The organism is Streptomyces sp. NPDC094143, from assembly GCF_040303825.1.
Classification (GTDB): Bacteria; Actinomycetota; Actinomycetes; order Streptomycetales; family Streptomycetaceae; genus Streptomyces.
In genome coordinates this window covers 32,902-54,239 of record NZ_JBEOTZ010000004.1, presented here as the reverse complement: position 1 = coordinate 54,239, position 21,338 = coordinate 32,902, and the positions used below count along the sequence as shown (strand labels likewise).

The 21,338-nt window shown below is 73.3% G+C and carries 18 protein-coding genes; 8 read left to right on the top strand and 10 right to left on the bottom strand.

Annotation, left to right across the window (positions count from 1 at the left end; all coding sequences use genetic code 11):
• Positions 1 to 8 precede the first annotated feature (8 nt).
• Positions 9 to 848: a phytanoyl-CoA dioxygenase family protein gene (locus ABTZ58_RS06645; protein WP_351351093.1), complete on the bottom strand. Its 840-nt coding sequence runs from the start codon at positions 846 to 848 to the stop codon at positions 9 to 11.
• A 64-nt stretch (positions 849 to 912) separates the two neighbouring features.
• Here ABTZ58_RS06645 and ABTZ58_RS06640 point away from each other — a divergent pair, with 64 nt between their 5' ends.
• The gene (locus tag ABTZ58_RS06640; protein WP_351351091.1) at positions 913 to 1,827 is read left to right on the top strand and encodes a helix-turn-helix domain-containing protein; all 915 of its coding nucleotides are present in this window, start codon (positions 913 to 915) and stop codon (positions 1,825 to 1,827) included.
• 237 nt (positions 1,828 to 2,064) lie between these two features.
• Positions 2,065 to 4,290: a ricin-type beta-trefoil lectin domain protein gene (locus ABTZ58_RS06635; protein WP_351351089.1), complete on the top strand. Its 2,226-nt coding sequence runs from the start codon at positions 2,065 to 2,067 to the stop codon at positions 4,288 to 4,290.
• Positions 4,291 to 4,321: 31 nt separating this feature from the next.
• On the opposite strand, the gene ABTZ58_RS06630 is transcribed toward ABTZ58_RS06635, so the two are convergent.
• From ABTZ58_RS06630 to ABTZ58_RS06620, 3 genes are all read right to left on the bottom strand, one after another.
• Positions 4,322 to 5,581 carry an SLC13 family permease gene (locus ABTZ58_RS06630; RefSeq protein ID WP_351351843.1) on the bottom strand — a complete coding sequence of 420 codons (1,260 nt, stop codon included), beginning with the start codon at positions 5,579 to 5,581 and terminating at the stop codon, positions 4,322 to 4,324.
• 93 nt (positions 5,582 to 5,674) lie between these two features.
• The gene (locus tag ABTZ58_RS06625) at positions 5,675 to 8,062 is read right to left on the bottom strand and encodes a SpoIIE family protein phosphatase (protein WP_351351087.1); all 2,388 of its coding nucleotides are present in this window, start codon (positions 8,060 to 8,062) and stop codon (positions 5,675 to 5,677) included.
• A gap of 296 nt (positions 8,063 to 8,358) precedes the next feature.
• Positions 8,359 to 8,832 (bottom strand): hypothetical protein, encoded by a 474-nt coding sequence (locus tag ABTZ58_RS06620; RefSeq protein WP_351351085.1) that lies wholly within the window; start codon positions 8,830 to 8,832, stop codon positions 8,359 to 8,361.
• Positions 8,833 to 9,254: 422 nt separating this feature from the next.
• Between ABTZ58_RS06620 and ABTZ58_RS06615 the strand changes: the two genes are divergently transcribed.
• Complete coding sequence (locus tag ABTZ58_RS06615) at positions 9,255 to 11,498, top strand: glycoside hydrolase family 9 protein (protein WP_351351083.1); 2,244 nt, start codon at positions 9,255 to 9,257, stop codon at positions 11,496 to 11,498.
• Between the two features lie 76 nt (positions 11,499 to 11,574).
• The gene (locus tag ABTZ58_RS06610) at positions 11,575 to 11,946 is read left to right on the top strand and encodes an alpha/beta fold hydrolase (RefSeq protein WP_351351081.1); all 372 of its coding nucleotides are present in this window, start codon (positions 11,575 to 11,577) and stop codon (positions 11,944 to 11,946) included.
• A 20-nt stretch (positions 11,947 to 11,966) separates the two neighbouring features.
• Here ABTZ58_RS06610 and qcrB read toward each other — a convergent pair whose 3' ends face one another.
• Positions 11,967 to 13,448 carry a cytochrome bc1 complex cytochrome b subunit gene (qcrB, locus tag ABTZ58_RS06605; protein ID WP_351351079.1) on the bottom strand — a complete coding sequence of 494 codons (1,482 nt, stop codon included), beginning with the start codon at positions 13,446 to 13,448 and terminating at the stop codon, positions 11,967 to 11,969.
• Positions 13,445 to 14,377, bottom strand: coding sequence for a sigma-70 family RNA polymerase sigma factor (locus tag ABTZ58_RS06600; RefSeq protein ID WP_351351077.1), 933 nt, complete (start codon positions 14,375 to 14,377; stop codon positions 13,445 to 13,447). Before ABTZ58_RS06600 ends, qcrB begins: the two co-directional genes overlap by 4 nt.
• 186 nt (positions 14,378 to 14,563) lie before the next feature.
• Between ABTZ58_RS06600 and ABTZ58_RS06595 the strand changes: the two genes are divergently transcribed.
• The 3 genes from ABTZ58_RS06595 to ABTZ58_RS06585 all read left to right on the top strand — a co-directional run bounded on the left by ABTZ58_RS06595 (position 14,564) and on the right by ABTZ58_RS06585 (position 17,109).
• Positions 14,564 to 14,809: a hypothetical protein gene (locus ABTZ58_RS06595; RefSeq protein WP_351351075.1), complete on the top strand. Its 246-nt coding sequence runs from the start codon at positions 14,564 to 14,566 to the stop codon at positions 14,807 to 14,809.
• A 3-nt stretch (positions 14,810 to 14,812) separates the two neighbouring features.
• Positions 14,813 to 15,190 (top strand): toxin Doc, encoded by a 378-nt coding sequence (locus tag ABTZ58_RS06590; RefSeq protein WP_351351073.1) that lies wholly within the window; start codon positions 14,813 to 14,815, stop codon positions 15,188 to 15,190.
• Positions 15,191 to 15,477: 287 nt separating this feature from the next.
• A complete protein-coding gene (locus ABTZ58_RS06585; RefSeq protein ID WP_351351071.1) occupies positions 15,478 to 17,109 on the top strand; it encodes an RICIN domain-containing protein in 1,632 nt (543 codons plus the stop codon).
• A 58-nt stretch (positions 17,110 to 17,167) separates the two neighbouring features.
• Here ABTZ58_RS06585 and ABTZ58_RS06580 read toward each other — a convergent pair whose 3' ends face one another.
• Positions 17,168 to 18,337: a lactate 2-monooxygenase gene (locus ABTZ58_RS06580; RefSeq protein ID WP_351351069.1), complete on the bottom strand. Its 1,170-nt coding sequence runs from the start codon at positions 18,335 to 18,337 to the stop codon at positions 17,168 to 17,170.
• Positions 18,338 to 18,778: 441 nt separating this feature from the next.
• On the opposite strand from ABTZ58_RS06580, the gene ABTZ58_RS06575 reads away from it, so the two are divergent.
• The gene (locus ABTZ58_RS06575) at positions 18,779 to 19,213 is read left to right on the top strand and encodes a protease inhibitor (protein WP_351351068.1); all 435 of its coding nucleotides are present in this window, start codon (positions 18,779 to 18,781) and stop codon (positions 19,211 to 19,213) included.
• A gap of 183 nt (positions 19,214 to 19,396) precedes the next feature.
• On the opposite strand, the gene ABTZ58_RS06570 is transcribed toward ABTZ58_RS06575, so the two are convergent.
• From ABTZ58_RS06570 to ABTZ58_RS06560, 3 genes are read right to left on the bottom strand one after another with little or no spacing between them, the layout of a single operon-like run.
• Entirely contained in the window at positions 19,397 to 19,603 is a 207-nt protein-coding gene (locus ABTZ58_RS06570; protein WP_351351066.1) for a CDGSH iron-sulfur domain-containing protein, read from the bottom strand.
• Entirely contained in the window at positions 19,584 to 20,237 is a 654-nt protein-coding gene (locus tag ABTZ58_RS06565; RefSeq protein ID WP_351351064.1) for a HemK2/MTQ2 family protein methyltransferase, read from the bottom strand. The genes ABTZ58_RS06570 and ABTZ58_RS06565 overlap by 20 nt, the downstream gene beginning before the upstream one ends.
• 21 nt (positions 20,238 to 20,258) lie before the next feature.
• A complete protein-coding gene (locus ABTZ58_RS06560) occupies positions 20,259 to 21,266 on the bottom strand; it encodes an iron-containing redox enzyme family protein (protein ID WP_351351062.1) in 1,008 nt (335 codons plus the stop codon).
• Positions 21,267 to 21,338: the final 72 nt, after the last annotated feature.

Sequence of the window (21,338 nt, the reverse complement as noted above, 5' to 3'; positions counted from 1 at the left end):
CCGTGTGACTAGTGGGGTCCCTGCGGTGCGAACTCCGTGCCGCAGGGCCCGGCGCCCTCGCTCTCCGGCAGCGCCACCCGCGCCCCGTTCATCGACAGGGTCCGGTAGAACGCCCCGATCCGCTCGGCGGACCGCCCCACGTAGTGCCCGATGAACGACCGCCGGAACCGGTCGGCCGTACGGTTGGGCTGTGAGCCGTGCACCAGGCTGCCGTTGAAGAACAGCACGTCCCCCGGCCGCATGTCGACGGGCACGGCCGTCAGCCCGGGCGGCGGCGGGACGTACTCCCGCGCGAAGGACACCTCCGAGTCGGCGAGTTCGGGGCAGAACAGGTCCATCCGGTGCGTGCCCGGCACGACCTCGAGACCGCCGTTCTCCCGGTCGATCACGTCGCAGGCCACCCACGCCGCCACACATGTGCCCGGTTCGACCCGCAGGTAGAAGTTGTCCTGGTGCAGCGCCTGCCCCCGGGCGCCCGGCGGCTTGAAGTAGAACATGCTCTGCGCGGCCAGCACCTCCTCCCCGAGCAGCGCCTCCAGCACCGTCCGCAGCCGGGCGTCGAGCAGCACCGCACGCGCGCGGTCGCTGATCTCGTGCGGATGCATCACGCGCGGCCACACGCGCAGCGGATCCGCGTCCGGCGTGGCGGCGCGCGGCGCGAAGTGCCCGGGCACCGGGCCCGCCTCGCGCAGCGCCGCGAACTCCCCGCACAAACGGTCGATCTCGGCGGCCCCGAACAGGCCGCGCACCACCGTGCAGCCGTCCTCCTCGAAGCCCTCGCGGTACCGCCGGAGCCCGGCGTGGTCCAGGATGGGAGCGCCGGTGGCGCCGTTGCCCGTGACTGTCATGAACGCACTCCTCGGTCGGTGACCTCCCCGGTCCTCACGCTAGGCCGCCGCGATGCCGAGGAGGATGCCCGTGCGTGCTGACGGATTGCCCGGCACTGCTGCGCGGGGTGACGGCGGGGACCCGGCCCCGCCGCCCGGCCTGGTCGTGCTCGGCCACTTCGACCAGCCCTCCGGTTACGCGGTCGACCGGCCGCAGGGCTCCCCGAGCTGGCTCGTCACCTGGACCACGGGGGGCCGGGGACTGCTGTGGCAGGGCGGTGCGCGGACCCCGGCCGGCCCGGGCGACCTCGTCGTGCTCGCCCCGGGCGTCCCGCACGGCTACGCGGTCCGACCCGGCGCCCGGCACTGGCGGTTCTGGTGGGCGCACTGCCAGGCCCGCCCGGCGTGGACCGCCTGGCTGCGGCCGTACGGCACCGGCGACGGGGTGTACGCCGTCCCGTCGGTCCCGGCCGCACTGCACGGCCGTGTCGAGGCGGCCTTCCGGCGGACGCACGCCGACGCCCGCTGGACCGGGACCGGCGCACCGCCCGACCCGGACGCCTCCGACGGGCAGATCGCCGTCGCACACGGCAGCGCCGCCCGCGAACTCGCCCTGTGCGCCCTGGAGGAGATCGTCGTCCTCACCACCGCCGCCGCCCGGCCGGCGGTGAGCCGGCCGGGTCTGGACGCCCGCGTCCGCCGGGCCGAGGAGCTGATCGCCGCCGACCCGGGCGCCCCGCACACCGTCCGCTCGCTCGCCGAGGACGTCGCCCTGTCACCGTCCCGCTTCGCCCACCTGTTCAGCGGGCAGCTCGGCCAGTCGCCCATGCGGGCCCTGCGTGAGGCCCGGCTGCGGCACGCGGCCCGGCTGCTGGAGAACACCGACCTGCCCGTGGAACGCGTCGCCGCGGCCTCGGGTTTCGCCAGCCCCTTCCACTTCAACCGGGCCTTCCGGGAGCGCTACGGGATACCGCCCGGTGCCTACCGGGCCCGCCGCTGAATGCGGGAAGAGAGCGGAAATCCCAATCCCTTCGCTGTTCGACATTCTGTCAAAAGGCGTTGGTCGCGCACGCAATGCACGAAACCGAGGGATCTCTTGTTCCCTCTCGCTGACCTGTGCAAAGGTGTGCCGTGTCGGCGTGCGGACAACACGCCATTCCGGTATGCGCGAGGCCGATGTGCCGGCATACCCCTTGGTCTGGACTTTCTCCCGCATGTCCTTGAGAGGAATGCAGTCGTGAATGACGCAGGCCCGTCGAATTCCCCGGCCCACTCCCGCGGGTCCGGAGCGACGGACGAGCAGTTGAGTGCCGAACTCCGGAGGTGGACGGGGGCGACCCCCGCACTGCACCCCGTCGGCGAGCTGCTGGACCGGCACTGGGAGGCGGGCTTCGCCTACGCCCGGCTGTGCACCGACGGCCCGCGTACCGCGGGCATCCTCACCACCGCCGCGTTCACCCGGCTCTTCGGGGAGACCCTGCGCCAGAACGGCCCGACCTCCGCCTGGCGTCCGCACCTGCTGGTGACCGTCCGGCGCATCGCGGCCGAATGGGCCGGAGACCACCGGCGCGACATGCTCCACCCCGACCTGCGCACCAAGGGCGCCGAGCGGCCGGCCGCCCGGCTGCTGCCCCCGCCGCACCGGCGTCTGCTGTCCGGGGCGTTCCCGCGGCTGCCCCAGTCCGCCCGCTGTCTGCTGTGGCACGTCGAGGTCGAGGCGGAACCGCCGGCCGCCCCCGCCGGGCTGCTCGGCCTGGACGAGGAAGGCGCTCGCGTCGAACTGGAGCGGGCCCGCGACCGGCTGCGCGAGGAGTGCCTCCAACTCCACCGCGAACTCGCCCCGGACGAGGAGTGCCGGCGCTACCTCCGACTGCTGGACGTGACCTACCGGCGGGGCGGTCGCGACATCGACCCCGATCTCCGCGCGCATATCGGCAACTGCGGGCACTGCGGCGCCGCCGCCGACCAGCTGGGCTGCTTCAACCGCGGCCTCGGAGCCGCCCTGGCGGAGGCGGTGCTCGGCTGGGGTGGGCGGCAGTACGCCGAGGGCCGGCTGAGCGGAACCCCGCAGCTGTGGCCCGAGAGCGGGATGCCCGCGGGCACGGCGGCCGGGGGAGCACCCGCCGTCCCGGCCCCCGAGCTGTTCACGGCCCCGTCCGATCCCCCGCGTGAGGCCGCCCCCGGTCCGGCCGGTCCCGGTCCGGCCGGTCCCGCCCGGGAGCCCTTCCCGGACCCGGTAGCCCTGGCCGGCGCGATCGGCGAGTCGTTCACCGACCCCGCCGCGACCCGGGGTGGCAGTGTGGGATCGTTCACGGACCACGCTGGGGCCGGGGGTGGCAGTGTGGGGTCGTTCACGGACCACGCCGCGGCCCGGGGCGGCGGCGTGGCACCGCCCGCAACCCCGGCGGGCGCCGAAGCCGCTCAGGACGATGCCGGCCCGGGCCCCGCCCCCGCACCCGGCACCACGGCACCCGTCGGCACGATCCCCGGCCCGCGCGCCGTGGGACCTCGCGCCGCCGCCCGCAGATCCGCCCACAAGGCGGCCCGCCGCGCGGCCCGCCGCCGTCACCTCACCGCGGGTGTCCTGACCGTCAGCGGCCTGGTCGTCCTGCCGCTGGTCCTGTGGTCCCTCGCGAACCCCGGTGACGACGGCCCCTCCGGCGCCGGGCGCGGTGCCGAGGAGGCACCCGATGCCGGTCCCGGCGAGCAGACCCGCGACCCGTCGTGGGCCGGGGCGGGCGACGCCGGGAAGGGCGCGCTGCGCGGCCGGCTGCACAACGTCGGCTCCGGCCTGTGCGTCGGCGTCGACGGGGGGAAGGCCGTCGAAGGCGCGGAGGCCGAACTCGTCCCCTGCTCCGCGGCCTCCGCCCAGCAGTGGACGTACGAGACCGACGGTCTGCTGCGCAGCGGCGCCGCTCCCGAGCTGTGCCTGGACTCGCGGCTCGGCTACTCCGTGCGGCTGGCCCCCTGTACGGGCGCCTCCCAGCCGGACACCAGGAACGTCCGCTACGACTTCACCCTCCAGGGCGCCCTGGTGCCCCGCTCGGACCAGGACCTGGCCCTGGCCCCGGCAGCGACGGACGGTTCGGGCTCCCTGGTCCTCAAGGCCCGGGCGGACCAGGACGCGCAGCGCTGGGTGATCGACACGGCCAAGGCCGACCTGCGGATGGAGGCCGTCACCTGGGACGCCGCCCTGCCGTCCCCCCGGCCCACGCCCACCCCGACACCCAGCCCGACCCCGTCCCGGACGACCACGCCGGCACCGCCCCCGTCCGCTGCCCCGACCACGTCCGAGCCCGCGCCGGACAGCGGCTCGGCCTCCAGCGAACCGCCCTGTCACCGCTACGGCCACTACTGCGACGAGGACGGCCGGTACGGCCCTCCGGGCTACGGCTACCCCGGTTACGGATACGACGGATACGGCGGCTACGGATACGGCGGCCACGGGGACGGCCGCCGCTGACCCGCGGGCGAGCCGCCGCCGGTCCGGTCCCTCAGACCCCGAGGACGCGCAGTGACAGCCACAGCGCCACCACGGCCGGTACCAGCGCCGCCGGCACCGCGAGCAGGCCGAGCCGGGTGAACTCCCCGAGCCCGACCCGGTGCCCGTGCCGCTGCACGATCCGCCGCCACAGCAGGGTCGCCAGCGACCCGGCGTAGGTCAGGTTGGGGCCGATGTTCACACCGAGCAGCACCGCCAGCACGGCACCGGGACCGGCCCCCGCGCTCAGCGGCAGCAGCACGAGCACCGCGGGCAGGTTGTTGATGAGGTTCGCCAGCACGGCGGCCAGGGCGGCGATGCCCAGCAGGGCGAGCAGGCCGGTTCCGCCGGGCAGCACCCGCCGCAGCGCGTCGGCCAGCCCGTGGTCGACGACCGCGCGCACGACGACGCCGAGCGCGAGCACGAACGCCAGGAAGGCCGGCGCGGCGGACCGCAGCACCGTCAGCGGGGTGGCCCGCCGCCGCAGCAGGGCCCGCCCGGCCAGCACCAGCGCCCCGGCCAGCGCGGCCCACGCGGGTGATATGCCGACGGCCGAGGCCACCACGAACCCGGCCAGCGTGCAGCCGACCGTGACGAGCGCGAACAGCGGGAGCGGCTCGGGCGGCCCGGCGGCGTCCGGGGAGGGGAGCGGGGCGCTCAGCTCGTCGTCGAAGAAGCGCCGGAACACCAGGTACTCGGCGGCGATCGCGACCAGCCAGGGCAGGGCCATCAGGGCCGCGAACCGCGTGAAACTCAGCCCGCTCGCCGTGAAGGCCAGCAGGTTGGTCAGGTTGGAGACCGGCAGCAGCAGCGAGGCGGTGTTCGACAGGTGGGCGCAGGCGTACAGGTGCGGTCGGGCCCGGACGCCCATGCGGGTGGCGGTGGCGAGCACGACCGGGGTGAGCAGGACGACCGTGGCGTCCAGGCTGAGCACGGCCGTGATGACGGAGGCGAGGGCGAACACCGCCGTCAGCAGCCGGGTGGGTCGCCCCGCGGCCCACCGGGCCATCCACGCGCCGCACGCGGTGAAGAGCCCCTCGACGTCGCAGAAGTGGGCGAGCACCAGCACCGCCGCGAGGAAACCGACCACGGGGCCCAGCCGCTGGATCTCCTCCCAGGCGTGGCCGGGCGGGACGATGCCGACGGTGACGGCGAGCGCGGCGGCCGGCACCGCCAGCACGGCCTCGGGCAGCCCTTTGGGACGGGCGACGGCCCACAGGAGCACGGCGGCCAGCAGCGTCACGGACAGGACTTCGGCGAGCGGGGTGTGCAGGGGGTCCTCCGGGACGCGGGCAGGTCGTGCCCGCACAGGGAACCAGGTGGAGGTAAGAATCCGCAAAGAGCCGCGAACGCCCCGCCGGCCGGGTCAGGCCTCGTCGAGCAGCGCCAGCTCCGCCCAGATCGTCTTGCCCTCGGTGGTGTGCCTGCTGCCCCAGCGCTGGGTCAGCTGCGCGACCAGGAGCAGGCCGCGCCCGCCCTCGTCCCAGGTCTTGGCCCGCCGCAGGTGCGGTGCCGTGTGGTTGGTGTCGGAGACCTCGCAGATCAGCGTGGTCGCGTCGTGGATCAGCCGGAGCCGGATGGGCGGGGCGCCGTAGCGGATGGCGTTGGTGACCAGCTCGCTGACCACCAGCTCGGCCGTGAACGTGGCGTCCAGGAGGCCCCAGCGTTCGAGCTGGTCGACGACCTGCTTGCGGATGGGGGCGACCAGCGCCGGATCGGCGGGGATGTCCCAGGTCGCCACCTGCGAGGAGGGCAGACCGCGGGTGCGGGCGAGGAGCAGGGCCACGTCGTCGGCGGAGCCGCCCGGCGGGAGCAGGGCGTGCAGCACCCGGTCGCAGGTCTCGTCCAGGGAGTCGGCGGGCGCCGACAGGGCCTCGCGGAGCATCGACCGGCTCGCGTCGACGTCCCGGTCGCGGCCGGCGAGCAGCCCGTCCGTGTGGAACGCCAGGACGCTGCCCTCCCGCAGGTCCACCTCGGCGCACTCGAACGGCAGCCCTCCGACCCCGAGCGGTGGCCCCGAGGGCAGGTCGAGCTGCCGGGCCGGACCGTCCGGCGGCACCAGCAGGGGCTGCGGGTGCCCGGCCCGGGCCAGGGTGCAGCGCCGGGACACCGGGTCGTAGACCGCGTACAGACAGGTCGCGCCCACCTCCCCGGCACCCGGGTCACCGCCGCCGGACTCCTGGGAGAGCCGGACGACCAGGTCGTCGAGGTGGGTGAGCAGTTCGTCGGGGGCCAGGTCGATGTCGGCGAGCGTGCGGACGGCCGTGCGCAGCCGGCCCATGGTGGCCGAGGCCTGGATGCCGTGGCCGACGACGTCCCCGACGACCATGGCGACCCGCATCCCGGACAGCGGGATCACGTCGAACCAGTCGCCGCCCACGCCGGAGCGGATGGCGGGCAGGTAGCGGGAGGCCGCCTCCACCGCCGCCGTGCGCGGCAGGGTGCGGGGCAGCAGGCTGCGCTGCAGGGCGAGGGTGGTCTCGCGCTCGCGGGAGTAGCGGCGGGCGTTGTCGATGCAGACGGCGGCGCGGGCCGTGACCTCCTCGGCCAGCAGCACGTCGTCGTCGGTGTAGGGCTCCGGACGCCGGAAACGGGTGAAGACCGCGACGCCGAGGGTGGTGCCCCGGGCCTGCAGCGGGACGGACATCGTGGAGTGGATGCCGTACTCGCGGACCCGCCGGAAGCGGACCGGGTCCCAGGCCAGCCACCGCTCCAGGTCGGCGGAGGACCCGGAGGCCACGACCGTGTGGCCGGCCACCAGGGAGGCGGCCTGCGGGGAGCCCTCCGGGTAGACGTCCACCTGGCCGGGCTTGGCGACGGCCTCCGGACTGCCCGGGTTGACCGACTGGTGGGCGGCCCGGCGCAGGCTCACCGGCGGTGCCGGCGGTCCGGACGGCTCGCCGCCCTGCGCGGGCGGTTCGAGCAGGTCGACGCTGACGAAGTCGGCGAGCGCCGGGACGCACACGTCCGCCAGCTCCTGGGCCGTACGGGTGACGTCGAGGGTGGTGCCGACACGCACGCTCGCCTCGTTGACGAGCTGCAGCCGCTCGCGTGACCGGTACTGTTCGGAGAAGTCGTGGGCGGTCACGCACACGCCCCGCACCCGCCCCGCGTCGTCGGTGAGCGGGGCGATCCGGGCCAGCCAGGCGTGCGGCCCCCGGTCCTCGCCGGTGGCCTTCATGTAGGTCTGCATGTCCTGCCGCCGGCCAGTCCGCAGCACTCGGCGCAGGTGCTCCTCCAGCTCCCGGCTCTGCGGCCGGCTGCCGATGTCGGTCGGCCGCAGCCCGCGCAGGCGGTCGGCCGGGAGCCCGACGAGGTCCGCCATGGCGTCGTTGACGCCGTGCAGCCGCAGCCGCTCGTCGAAGATCATCGTGGCGCAGGGTGACTGCGTCAGGGCCGCCCGCAGCAGCGGGTCGACCGAGGCGTCGTGGTCCGGCATCTCGGGCGGGGCCACGGCGAGCCAGTCGGTGATGCCCGGGCCGTCGGGGGGCCGGCGGTGGGCGAGGACCCACACGGACAGTGTGCGGCCGTCGCGGTGACGCAGACGCAGGGTGCCGCTCCAGCGGGCGTCGACGGGCGTGGGCGGTGCGTCCGCCCCGTCGGCCAGCAACCGCGCGGCCGGGCGGCCCACGACCTCGTCGGCCGGGTGCCCGAGCAGGCGGCGGGCGCCCTCGTTCCACTCGGTGAGCGTGCCGTCGGCGGCGATGACGGCACGGGCCGCCACGCCGTCGTCGAACGGCTCGTCCGGGCTCATCGTCGCCACTCCATACGGACACTCACAGTGAACAGGGAGGTCAGTTGAGTTCCAGACTAGTCCGTGGATGCCCGGCGCGGAGGGGTAACCCCCATGCGGTCCGGCCCAGCGCGGCCGAGGCGCGATCAGGCCGATGTGAGGGCGGGGGCACAAGCGCAGGGCGGCTCTCCCTCATCAAGGCCCAGGAGTACTCACAACTGATCGTGACCAAACAGACTCTGTCGAGGCGTCAGCCGTCAAGCCGTGCGGGCGGCGTCACCGACCCGGGTCGGTGACCGACCCGGGTCGATGCGCCCTCAGCAGATGTCGAGGCTGTTGAAGTCGTACGTCGCGTAGTCCGGGAAGCTGTAGATCTTGCCGTCCGCGGGGGCGTAGTACGAGTACGTGGGACCCCAGAAACGGACCTGGGCTCCGCCGGTCTGGTTGTTGCGGGCGAAGAGCGAGTCGACGAAGTTCGAGAGCGAGCGCGTTTCGCACCTGAACAGGTGGAAGACGCTGAGCTTGCCGTCGCCCTGACCAACCGCCACGCAGGCGATCCCGGATGCCAGGGAGCACGTGAGCAGCTCCGAGTTCCGCTTGTCGGCCGGCACGTCCCGCTTCACCCACTCGCCCGAGAACAGCGGGGAGATCTGCGGTGTCCATGCGGTCGTTCCGGCCGCACCGTCCTGTGCTGCCTGTGCCGGCGCCGACACCGCCAGCGGCACGAGGACAGCGGCGATCATCGTCACGACCATCGCAGCCGCCCGTGTTCCGATTCTTCTCAGGCTCATGTGATCCCCTCAGTAGTCGCAACCGACGCAGCCCTTCCAACGGCGAGACGCCGTCACCACGGCTGCTGCTGGCACCCGACCGGAGCGCTCATCTCTCCTGCTCCACCGGGTGCCGTACCGGCCGGGAGCTCCCCGCGTCAGCGCCTCGGACCGTAGGGCGCGCCAGGGGCGTCGCGACACTGACGGATGTCAGGGTGCGGGCAGGCCCGCGACAAGCCCGTACGCGCAGGCACGCGCCCGTCACGGCCGCGCCGTCCGCGACCAGGGCGCGCGGTGGTCCGGACGGGAGTCGATGCCTTCTCCGAGCCAGTCACGTCCGGACCGTTGACGGCGCGTCACATCTGCCACAACCATGGCCTGCGTCCGCATTTGGGAGCGCTCCCACGCCGAGCGCCACCCGCACCTCCCGGAGGAGCCGAGACGTGAAACGACGCAGAACCGCCCTGCTGTCCCTGACGGCCCTGCTGGCGACCGCGCTCACCGCGCTGCCCTCCGCACCGGCCGGTGCCGAGGAGGCCGAACAGGTCAGGAACGGCACCTTCGACACCACCACCGAACCGTGGTGGACGACCAGCAACGTCACCGCCGGCCTGTCCGACGGCCGGCTCTGCGCCGATGTCCCCGGCGGCACCACCAACCGCTGGGACGCCGCCGTCGGCCAGAACGACATCACCCTCGTGAAGGGGGAGACCTACCGCTTCTCCTTCAGCGCGACCGGCAGCCCCGCCGGACACGTGGTCCGGGCGATCGTCGGCCTGTCGGTGGCGCCGTACGACACGTACCACGAGGTGACGCCGCAGCTCAGCGTCTCCGGCGACACCTACGCGTACACCTTCACCTCGCCCGTCGACACCGCCCAGGGCCAGGTCGGCTTCCAGCTCGGTGGCAGCGCGGACCCGTGGCGCTTCTGCATGGACGACGTGTCGCTGCTGGGCGGGGTGACGCCGGAGCCGTACGAGCCCGACACCGGGCCCCGGGTCCGCGTCAACCAGGTCGCCTACCTGCCCGCCGGGCCGAAGAACGCCACCCTCGTCACCGACGCCACGGCGAAGCTGCCCTGGGAGCTGAGGAACTCCGCGGGGACGGTCGTCGCCCGGGGCACCAGCGTGCCGCGCGGTGTCGACGCCTCCTCCGGGCAGAACGTGCACTCCATCGACTTCGGCGCCTACCGACAGAAGGGCACGGGCCTCACCCTCGTCGCCGACGGCGAGACCAGCCGCCCCTTCGACATCGACGCGGGCGCCTACGAGCGGCTCCGGCTGGACTCGGCGAAGTACTACTACACCCAGCGCAGCGGCACCGCGATACGCGAGGACCTGCGGCCCGGCTACGGCCGCCCGGCCGGGCACGCCGGCGTGGCACCCAACCAGGGCGACACGGCCGTGCCCTGCCAGCCCGGCGTCTGCGACTACACGCTCGACGTCAGCGGCGGCTGGTACGACGCCGGCGACCACGGCAAGTACGTCGTCAACGGCGGCATCTCCACCTGGGAACTGCTCAGCACCTACGAACGCGCCCTGCACGCCCGCACCGGCGACGCTGGCAAGCTCGGAGACGGCAGCCTGGCCATCCCCGAGAGCGGCAACAAGGTGCCCGACCTCCTCGACGAGGCCCGCTGGGAGCTGGAGTTCCTGCTGAGGATGCAGGTGCCCGACGGGCAGCCGCTGGCGGGCATGGCCCATCACAAGATCCACGACGAGCAGTGGACCGGCCTGCCGCTGATGCCGCACGACGACCCGCAGAAGCGCGAACTGCATCCGCCGTCCACGGCCGCGACTTTGAACCTGGCCGCCACGGCCGCGCAGGCGGCACGCCTGTACCGGCCCCACGACAAGGCGTTCGCCGGAAAGGCGCTCGCCGCCGCGCGCAAGGCCTGGGCGGCGGCGCTCGCCCACCCCGACCGCTACGCCTCCGAGAACGACGGCATCGGCGGCGGCGCCTACCCCGACACCGACGTGTCCGACGACTTCTACTGGGCGGCGGCCGAGCTGTACCTCTCCACGGGGGAGCGGCGCTTCGAGGAGTACCTGCTGAAGTCACCCGTTCACACGGCCGACCTGTTCAAGCCCCTCGGCTTCGACTGGGCCCGCACCGGCGCGGCCGGCCGGCTCGACCTCGCCACGGTGCCCAGCAGGCTGCCCGGCCGCGACAAGGTGCGCCAGTCCGTGATCAAGGGCGCCGACGGCTACCTGGCCACCCTGAAGGCACACCCCTACGGCATGCCGTACGCCCCGGACGGCGCCAGGTACGACTGGGGCTCCAGCCACCAGGTCCTGAACAACGCCGTCGTCCTCGCCACCGCGTACGACATCACCGGTGCCACGAAGTACCGCGACGGCGCGCTGCAGAGCATGGACTACATCCTGGGCCGCAACGCGCTCAACATCTCCTACGTCACCGGCTACGGCGAGGTCAGCGCCCAGAACCAGCACAGCCGCTGGTACGCCCGCCAGCTCGACCCGACGCTGCCCAACCCGCCGGCGGGCACGCTGGCGGGCGGGCCGAACTCGAGCATCCAGGACCCCTACGCGCAGAGCAAGCTGCAGGGCTGCGTCGGCCAGTTCTGCTACATCGACGACATCCAGTCCTGGTCGACCAACGAGCACACGATCAACTGGAACGCCGCCCTGACCCGCATGGCCTCCTTCGTGGCGGACCAGGGCTAGCACCGCGGCACCGCCGCGGGTACCGGGGGCGTCCCCGCGTCAGGACGCCCCCGGTACCCGCGCGTAGCCTGCTGCCATGCACGCGGTGCGGGTCGACGGCACCGAGGTCGGGTACGACCGGGTGGGCCAGGGTCCGCCCCTCGTGCTCGCGCACGGTGCGACGACCGACGCCCGCCTGTTCCGTCCGCAACTGGGGACTCCCGCCGACGAGTTCACCGTCGTCGCCTGGGACGGACCGGCGCGCTTCGGCCCCGCCCGACTGCGCACCGAGCCCGCCCTCATGGCCGAGGCCGACCTCAGCGACCTGCTGCCCGGGATCACGGTGCCCACGCTGCTGCCGTGGGGCGAGCTCGACCGCCGCTCCCCGGTCGACCTCGTCGCCCGCGCGTTCCTCGCGGCGATCCGGGGCCACGCTGGTGGTGCTGCCCGGTGCCGGGGACCTCAGTGACATCGAGGCCCCGGAGGCGTTCAACCGGACCGTCCGGGAGTTCTGTCGCGCCCCTTCCTGACGACGAGTTCCCCGGGCCGCTCGTGCGCGGTCAGCGTGTGCAGCCGCGCCCGGTCCAGGGGCTCGTGCACCTCCACGTACTCGCCGTGCGGCAGCCGCTTGATCACCCCCGTCGGCCTGCCGTGCGCCACCAGTTCCCGGTCGCGCGCCCGCAGTCCCAGGCAGATCCGCCGGGTCACGACGAAGACCACCGCCGGCACCACGAACATCCCGATCCGCACCGCCCACGTCACCGTGTTGATCGACAGGTGGAAGCGGGTCGCCACGACGTCGTTGCCGCCGCCCGCCAGCAGGACCAGGTAGAGAGCGATCCAGGCCGCCCCGATCGCCGTGCGCACCGGGCGGTTGCGCGGCCGGTCCAGCAGATGGTGCTCGTGCCGGTCGCCGGTGAACCGGGCCTCCAGGAACGGGTACACCCCGATGAAAACCAGCAGCAGCGGGAACACCACGACGGGGATCAGCACGCCCGCCACCAGCGTGTGACCCCACAGCGTGATCTCCCAGCCGGGCATGATCCGCACCAGCCCCTCCGCGAAGCCCAGGTACCAGTCGGGCTGGGCACCGGTGGACACCTGGTCGGCGCGGTAGGGGCCGTACGACCAGACCGGGTTGATCGTCGCCACCGCCGCGATCAGCGCGAGCACCCCGGACACCAGGAAGAAGAAACCGCCGGCCTTCGCCAGGTACACCGGCATGAACGGCGTCCCCACGATGTTGCGTTCGGTGCGCCCGGGCCCCGCGAACTGGGTGTGCTTGTGGTACACGACGAGCAGCAGGTGGACCACGATCAACGCCGCCATCACCCCGGGGACCAGCAGCACGTGCAGCGCGTAGAAGCGGGCCACGATGTCGTCACCGGGGAACTCGCCGCCGAACAGGAACATCGCCAGGTACGTCCCCACGATCGGCACCGACAGCAGCGCGCCGTGCACGAACCGCAGGCCCGTGCCCGACAGCAGGTCGTCCGGCAGCGAGTAGCCGAACAGCCCCTCGAACAGGCCGAGGAAGAGCAGCAGCCAGCCGAACAGCCAGTTGACCTCACGGGGTTTGCGGAACGAGCCCGTGAAGAAGTGCCGCATCATGTGCGTCAGCATCCCGGCGGCGAAGACCAGCGCCGCCCAGTGGTGCAGCTGCCGGATCAGCAGCCCGCCGCGCACGTCGAAACTGATGTCCAGGGTGGAGGCGTACGCCTCGGACATGCGCACCCCGTTCAGCGGGGTGTAACTCCCGTCGTAGACCACCTCGTTCATCGACGGGTGGAAGAACAGCGTCAGGTACACGCCCGTGAGGACCAGCACCACGAAGCTGTACAGGCAGATCTCACCGAGCAGGAACGACCAGTGGTCGGGGAACACCTTGCGCAGGTACTTCCTGCCGAGCGTGTGGACGCCGAGCCGGCCGTCGAACCAGTCGGTGACCCGCTCGCCCCGCCCCGCGCTCACGCCGCCTCCCGGGACAGGTGGGCCAGCTTGTCGGGGTTGGCCACGACGTAGATGCCGCGCACCCGGTCACCCTCCGGGGTGAGGTCCAGGACCAGCACGGCGAAGGGCGCGTCGCCGTCGAACAGCACCGCCGCGTCGTCGCCGTTGACGCGCCGGTAGCGCCACACCGGGTGCTCCGGTCCGCCCCGGCCCGAGGTGAGCAGGCGGGTCACCTTGTCCCGGCCGTGCACCGGGCGCAGGCCCGCCCGCCGGCGCTTGCCTCCGGCGTCCGTCCACGCGGTCACGTCCGGCGCGAGGACCTCCATCAGCTCGGCGATGTCCCCGCCGAGCGCCGCCCGCACGAACCGCTCGGTCGCCTCCCGGCGCACCCGCGGATGCGCCTGGTAGCGCGGACGCCGCGCGTGCACGTGCTCCCGTGCCCGGTGCGCCAGCTGACGCACGGCGGCGGGGGAGCGGTCGATGATGCCGGCGATCTCGGCGTGCGGATAGCCGAACACCTCGCCCAGCACGAACACCGCCCGCTCCAGTGGCGTCAGTGACTCCAGGACCACCAGCATCGCCAGCGACACCGCCTCGCCGCGCAGGGCCGGGCCGTCGGCGGTGCCGGCGTCCTCGTCGGCGACCAGCGGCTCGGGCAGCCACGGGCCGACGTACGTCTCCCGCCGCCGGCTGATCGCGGCGCGGCGGCGCAGCGCGTGGTTGACCGCCACCCGGACCAGATAGGCGCGGGGGTTGTCGACCCCGGCCAGCGGAGCACCCCCGCCGCGGGCGGTCCAGGACAGCCATGTCTCCTGCAGGACGTCCTCGGTGTCGGCGACGCTGCCGAGCATGTTGTAGACGACGCCGAACAGCAGCTCGCGGTGGTCGACGAAGACCCCGGTCGCCTCGTCGAGCGGGGCGTCGGTGCCGGGTGCGGAGATCTCGGTCATGCGTGGCCCTCCCGTGTACGCGCTCACCTCTGCGAGCAGGGCAGGGCCCCGCAATGTGACATCCCCCTGGTGGATGTGACCCACCTCTCAGCTCCCGGACGGGCGGGACGCCTGGGCGGTACCGGTCCGTACTCGGTGTGACCTGGGGCTATTTACGGGCCAGTACCCGAGCGCTACCGTGAAGGCATGCCAGCTCTCAACGTCGAGTTCAGCGACCGCGAACTTGAGGACCTGCGGCAGATCGCCAAGGAGCGCGGTACGTCCATGAAGGCGCTCGTGCGGGAGGCGGCCGCCGCCGACATAGCCCGCCACCGTGCGCTGCAGGAGGGAGCGGAGGCCTTCCGGCGGTTCTTCGCGACCCACGCCGACGAGTTCGCCGCCGCCTTCCCCGAGGACGAACCGCCCACCAAGGGCGAGGGACGGGCCGTCTGACCGATGGCACCCGTCCTCCATATCGACGTGCCCTGGCTGCTCCAGCGCCACGAAGAGGTCCTGCCGGACCAGCCCACGATCAACGACTTCTCCGCGCTGGTCGCCGCCGTCGCCCGGCACCGCGTCGACCCGCCGCGCCTCGGGGTGAACTCCGACCCGGCGTGGCGGGCCGCCGCGCTGCTGCACACCCTCGCCGTACTGCGGCCGCTGCCCTCGGCCAACGCCCGCTTCGCCTGTGCGACGGCCGTGGCCTACATGTTCGTCAGCGGCGTCGGCATCGACCCGCCGTACGGCGCCCTCGTCGATCTGGCCCGCGATCTGATGTCCGGCACGACCGACGTCTACGGCGCGGCGGACCGGCTGCGCGCCTGGCAGATATGAAGGATCGAAAACCGGTGCGACCTGCGAAGAGGCGTTCCGTTCTGACTTTCTGTCAATGGCAGGGATGTTGTCCGTGCGCCTTGTTGGCCGTGTGGGGATTGTGCAAGAGTGCAACGCATGTGCGGGGGGAATGACCAAGAGTCGCACGGCATTTGTTGACCGGGTCCGATTCCCGTCGGCGAATTCGCACCCCCCGCGCCGCGCCCAAAAAGGTACGCACCAACCGGGCTCCTTTTTCGGCGGCAGGACTTCTGTGTGCCACCTGCGCGTGGGAAGGAACCATCTCAGTGCCCACCCCCCACCCCCCTCGACCTCCGTATCCCCCGCCCGGCGGGGATCCGGGGGAATCCGACGAAAGCCTCGCCGCCCCGTTGAGAGGCAGCCCGGAGGGCGGGGTAGCCGCCCATTCCGTCGCGCTGCTCATGGCGCGGCACTATCAGCCGGTGCACGACTACGCGGTCATCTGTCTCGCCTCCTCGGCGCAGGTCGCCGCGATGGTCACCGGGACCGCCTTCCACCGGACCCTCAACCGCCTCGCCTTCGGGGAGTCGGCCGTCGCGCTGCGCCCGGCCCTTCTGGTGACCGTGCGCGACACGATCCGCGAGTGGTCCGGCGACGATCGAATATCGGCCGTTCTGCCCGCACTGCAGAAACCGGCCGGAGGACGCGGACTGCGTGCGGCCACGTCCATGACCCCCGAAAATCGGGCCCTCACGGAGCGGGCATTCCAGGCACTTCCCGCGGCCGCGCGCTGTTTGCTCTGGCACGTCGAGGTCGAGGCCGATCCCATAACCGTCCCGGCCGGTCTGCTGGGCATGGACACCGACATCGCCTCGGCCGCCCTCGAACAGGCGCGTGACACATTCCGCGAAGGCTGTGTACGGGCCCATCGCGAACTCGCGCCGACCCAGGACTGCCGGTTCTACAACCGCCTGCTCGACGTCCCCATCCGCCGGGGCGGCGCCCTCCTGCCGGACGTCCAGGACCACGTGGCCCAGTGCCGCTACTGCCGGGACGCGGCCGAGCAGCTGGGGCACTTCGAGGGGCCACTGGGCCCGCTGATCGCCGAAGCGGTGCTGGGCTGGGGCGCCCGCCGCTACCTCGATTCCCGTCCGGGCCGGGCCGTGCACGGCACGCGGGGCGGTCGCGCCGGCCGGCGCGGAGGGCGGCGCGGCACCGGCGGCCGCCGGCTGCTCTCCCGCGTCCCGCTGCCGGCGCGCGTCCCCGGCGCGCGGATCCCGCAGGCCCTGCGCTCCTCCCGGGCGCTGCTCTCGGGCGTCGGCGCGGTGTCGGCCGGCGTGCTGGCGACCGTGCTCGTCCTGAGCACCTCGTCGTACGACGGCGGGAAGGCCGACCCGGCCGGCTCCGACAGCGCCGCCGGAGGCGGCGGTGCCACCGCCGCGACGCCGCCCGGCACGGCCGGACTGCCCACCGCGCCGGGCGTGACACGGCTGCGCAACACCGGCGCCGACCTGTGCCTCGACATCAGGGGCCTGCCGAAGGAGGGATCGGGGACGAAGCTGGCACCGTGCTCGACGGTGTGGACCCAGCAGTGGACGTACGAGAAGGACGGGTCGCTGCGCAGCGTCGCGGATCCCGGGCTGTGCCTGGACTCCCACAAGGACGCCGGCGTCGTGGTCCTCGGCACCTGCGCCGACGAGGATGCCGAGCGGGGCGACGACGTGCGCTACGACCTCACCGTCCGCGGAGAGCTGCTGCCCCGCTGGGACGAGCAGCTCGCCCTCGCCCCGGCCGACGACGACCCGGACGCCGACATCGTCGTCAAGGTCCGCGACCGCTCCGACGCCCAGCGCTGGCGGGCCGAGCCCGTGGCGACGGCGTCCGGTTCCCTGTCGATCGAGGAGCGGCAGAGCCCGGCGGCCCGCCAGGTGACCGTCCCGGCCGGCCGCACCGGCTGAACCGGGGCCCTTCGGGCCGGACGGGGCCGCGCGGAACTCGGGCCGCGCGGTCCCGTCGTCACGCCGGGTCCTCGACGAGGTCGCCCGGCCCGATCGTGCCCGGCGTGGCGTGGCCCGACAGGGCGAGGGTGAGATCGAGTTCGGCCAGCAGACAGCGGATGACGTGCTCGACGCCGGCCTGCCCGTCCAGACCGAGGCCGTAGACGTAGGGGCGGCCGACCAGGACGGCGCGGGCACCGAGGGCGAGGGCCTTGAAGACGTCGTCGCCGGTGCGCACGCCGCTGTCGAAGAGGACGGTGAGCCGGTCGCCGACGGCCTCCACCACGCGGGGCAGCGCGTCGGCCGCCGCGACGGAGCCGGCCACCTGCCGTCCGCCGTGGTTGGAGACGACCACGCCGTCCATGCCCGCGTCGGCGGCCAGCCGGGCGTCGTCCGGGTGCAGTACGCCCTTGAGGACGATCGGCCCGTCCCAGTTCTCCCGCAGGAACGCCAGGTCCGGCCAGGTCTTGGCCGGGTCCGAGAACATGCCGACGAACCGCATCACGGCCGCGTTCGGATCCTCGTGCACCGGCTTGGCCAGGCCCGCCTGGAAGGCCGGGTCGGAGAAGTAGTTCGCCGTGCCCACGCCGTGCAGGAACGGCAGATAGGCCTGGTCGAGGTCGCGGGGCCGCCAGGCCAGCAGCGGCGTGTCCAGGGTGACGACGAGCACGCCGAACCCCGCCGCCTTCGCCCGGGTGAGGAAGCTGCGCGCCACCTCCGGGTCCTTCGGCCAGTACAGCTGGAACCACCGCTCGGCGTCGCCCATCGCCTCGGCGACCTGCTCCAGGGGCGTGCTGGACGCCGAGGACAGGATGTACGGCACGCCCTGTGCGGCGGCGGCACGGGCCGCGGCGGACTCGGCGTCCGGGTGCATGATCGACAGCACGCCGACCGGGGCGAGCGCCAGCGGGGCCGGCAGGGCACGGCCCAGCACCTCCACCGACAGGTCCCGTTCGTGCACGTCCCGCAGCATGCGCGGCACGATCCGGCGCCGCTCCAGGGCGGCCCGGTTGGCCCGGGCGGTACTGCCGGCGCCCGCGCTGCCCGCCACGTAGCCGACCGGGCCGGGCCCGAGCCGCTGCTCGGTCAGCTCCTCCAGCCGGGTCAGATCGGTGGGCAGCCGCGGTACGGCACCCGTCATCCCGTTCAGATAGATCTCGTACTGGAAGTCCGCCCAGTGCTTGGCCACCGTACGTATCCGCCTCTCGTCGTCTCCTCGTCGAGACCGTGCCGTGCGGGCGACGATACCGAGCGGTATGGAAGGTCCCGGCTCAGGGCCCCTGGCCGTGACCTCGGTCAGGTCCTCGAAGAGGCCTTCGGGGAGACGGAGCATGAACGCAAGCGGTTGCAAAGTGGTCACCTGGGAGCGGAATCGGAATGTTTCAGGCCTATTAAGGAGCACATGAGAATCGGCCATCTGGCCGCTTCGTGATGCCGGAGGCCGTGCGGTTGCGGGCTTCACCCGCTCCGATTCCGTAACTTCGCGCCACTGATTCAATACGCAATGTTACTGAAACCCGTGGGGTCGATGTGTGTTTCCGCGGCGGACTCGGCAGAGTGGCGCTCGCCGACCCGGCACCGACCGAGCACGGGCCGGCACACCCTGTAATCGAGCGGAAGGATGCACACAATGCGGACCACCGCGCGCTGGGCCATGACTGTCGGACTGACGGCCACCGCCGTCTGCGGGCCCCTCTCCGGGGCCGCGCTCGCCGACGCGGGTCAGGCCCCCACCGCGCTCTACGCCCCGTCGGCCCTCGTCCTCACGGTGGGCCACGGCGAGAGCGCGATCTCCGCGACTCCGGAACGCGCGGTCACCCTGACCTGTGCCCCGCGGCCGGCGGGCACGCACCCGGCCGCCGCCGAGGCCTGCGCGGAGCTGCGCGGCGTCAGCGGCGACTTCGACGCCCTGACCGCCACGGAGGGCGTGATGTGCACCAAGCAGTACGACCCGGTGGTCGTCACCGTGGACGGCGTCTGGCAGGGCCAGCGCGTCTCCTACGAGCGCACCTTCTCCAACGAGTGCATGAAGAACGCCTACGGAACGGGCGTCTTCTCCTTCTAGGGGCCGGCACTCCCATGAACCGGGATCGCGCCGTTCCCGTGATCCACAGCGGGCCGTGGCTGGGGAGCCGGGCCGCTGTCACGGGGGCCGCGATCTCGTACAAGGGGGCCGGCGGGCGGAGTGGGGCCGCCCGCCGGCCCCCGGGCCTTTCTCACGTCCCGGGCCCGGTCGCGTCCCGGTGCCTCAGGCCCGGTCACGATGGCTCGTGTCGCACCACGGGTAGCGGCGGCTGCGGCGGCAGGTGCACAGGGCCACGCGGAAGCGGTCGGAGGAGACGACGGAGCCGTCCTCCAGCTCCACCTCCACCGGGCCCTCCATCAGCAACGGGCCCTTGCGCTGCACGGAGACGCGGCGCGGTGCCTCGGACCGGTCAGACGGGGAGTTCGGCACGGATCACCACCAGCTCTTCCTTGTCCTCCTCGGCGGACAGCAGCCCCTGCTCCCGCAGCCAGCGTTCCCGGCCGCGCAGCACGGGACCGAACGGAATGTGCTGCCGGCGGGTCACCGCGGCCTTCAGACCGGCCGTGCGCAACTGCCGGACGGTGAGGTCCGGGTCGCTGAGCGCCGACTGCACCAGCAACAGCACACCGCCCGGCCGCAGCGCCGCGGGCGCCTCCCGGCAGATCCGGTCGACGACGAGCCGCCCGTCGCCGCCCGCGTCCCACGCCCGGGCCGCGCCGCGCGGCTCACGGTGGCCGTGCGGCGCCGGTACGTACGGCGGATTGGCCAGGATCAGGTCGAACGTCTCTCCGCGCACCGGCCCGAAGAGGTTCCCGTGCCGGATGCGGACCCGCAGCCCTGCCCGCCGGGCGTTCAGCCGGGCGGCCAGCACGGCGCCCCAGGACACGTCGACGGCGGTGACCCGCAGACCGCGGCGGGCGGCCTCCAGGGCCAGGGCGCCGGAGCCGGTGCCCACGTCGAGTACCTCCGCGCCCGGGGGGAGCGCTTCGTCGGACAGGGCACCGGCCAGCAGCTCGGTGTCTTCCTGTGGGGCGTACACGCCCGGGAGTACCAGTGGATTCACGGCCGCCGAGTACCCCGCTGCTCAGGAGATATGGGTCGCTTCGCGGGCCAGCGGTTCCCGCAGTGACGAACGTGACGCACGCCAGTCGGCGAGCAGCCGGGCACCGAAGCGCTCCTCGACGAATTCGGTGGCGTCGATGCCGAAGGCGACGTCCGGGGCCAGATGGGGCTCCTGCTCCAGCAGACCACCGATGACCTCGTGCCGCACGACCTGCTCGTGGACCGCGTCGGCCTCGACGTGCTCGTCGTAGAAGTGCTCGGCCGCTGGCCCGGCGCCGTTGCGGCGCATCGCCTCGGCGAGCCGCCGCGAACCCGGTGACGAGGTGATCTCGACCGTCGCGAAATGGCCGACCAGGGCGCCCCGGAGGGAGCGGTGCAGACCGAAGAGGGACATCATGTTCACGGTGACCAGCGCTTCGGCGGACGCCGCGTCGAGGTAGCGGCCGTAGGTGGTGTCCAGGCCCAGGTCCGTCATCAGGTCGGCGAACAGGCGGGCGTGCACGCGGTCGGCGCGCCCCCCGCCCCACTCGTCGAACTCCACCGCCGCCATCCCGGCCTTCGCCCGCCCCCACAGCCGCGGCAGCACCCAGGCGTGCGGGTCCGCCTCCTTGAGGTGGTACAGCGACCGCTGTGCCGCGTACTCGCGCAGGTGCCACAGTTCGCCCTCGTCGCGCAGGAAGTACGAGACGCCCGTGCCCTCCACGGGCTCGACCAGCAGGGCCGCCAGGGCCTCGTCCACGCTGTCGTGGACCCGGGCATCCGTGCGCAGGGCGGACAGGAAGCGGTGCTCCATGGCCGCCCGCACGCGCAGCAGGTCGGGGTCCCACTCGCGCTCCGGGGGCACCCCGGCGAAACCGCGGTAGTGCAGCTCGTAGCAGACGTAGAGGGCGAGCTGGAGGTCCTCGCCGTACACGGCGGCCCGGGCGACGTCCTCCATGCGGGGCAGCCGGCCCGCGCCCCGCAGATACGCCTCGACGCCCCGGCTCAGCGGGCCGCGCGGCGTCGGCAGTCCTGGTTCTTCGTGCTCCATGAGCGCCGGGTACCCGAAGGCGGCCCCAGGTCACCGCCGGAGTGGGAGACCTTGGTCATGGCGCCGTGGGAC

Bases quoted from the DNA above. Each gene is read 5' to 3' on its own strand.
- ABTZ58_RS06645 (WP_351351093.1), bottom strand. From the start codon at position 848: ATGACAGTCACGGGCAACGGCGCCACCGGCGCTCCCATCCTGGACCAC.
- ABTZ58_RS06640 (WP_351351091.1), top strand. From the start codon at position 913: ATGCCCGTGCGTGCTGACGGATTGCCCGGCACTGCTGCGCGGGGTGAC.
- ABTZ58_RS06625 (WP_351351087.1), bottom strand. From the start codon at position 8,062: ATGAGCCCGGACGAGCCGTTCGACGACGGCGTGGCGGCCCGTGCCGTC.
- ABTZ58_RS06620 (WP_351351085.1), bottom strand. From the start codon at position 8,832: ATGAGCCTGAGAAGAATCGGAACACGGGCGGCTGCGATGGTCGTGACG.
- ABTZ58_RS06610 (WP_351351081.1), top strand. From the start codon at position 11,575: ATGCACGCGGTGCGGGTCGACGGCACCGAGGTCGGGTACGACCGGGTG.
- ABTZ58_RS06600 (WP_351351077.1), bottom strand. From the start codon at position 14,377: ATGACCGAGATCTCCGCACCCGGCACCGACGCCCCGCTCGACGAGGCG.
- ABTZ58_RS06595 (WP_351351075.1), top strand. From the start codon at position 14,564: ATGCCAGCTCTCAACGTCGAGTTCAGCGACCGCGAACTTGAGGACCTG.
- ABTZ58_RS06590 (WP_351351073.1), top strand. From the start codon at position 14,813: ATGGCACCCGTCCTCCATATCGACGTGCCCTGGCTGCTCCAGCGCCAC.
- ABTZ58_RS06575 (WP_351351068.1), top strand. From the start codon at position 18,779: ATGCGGACCACCGCGCGCTGGGCCATGACTGTCGGACTGACGGCCACC.
- ABTZ58_RS06560 (WP_351351062.1), bottom strand. From the start codon at position 21,266: ATGGAGCACGAAGAACCAGGACTGCCGACGCCGCGCGGCCCGCTGAGC.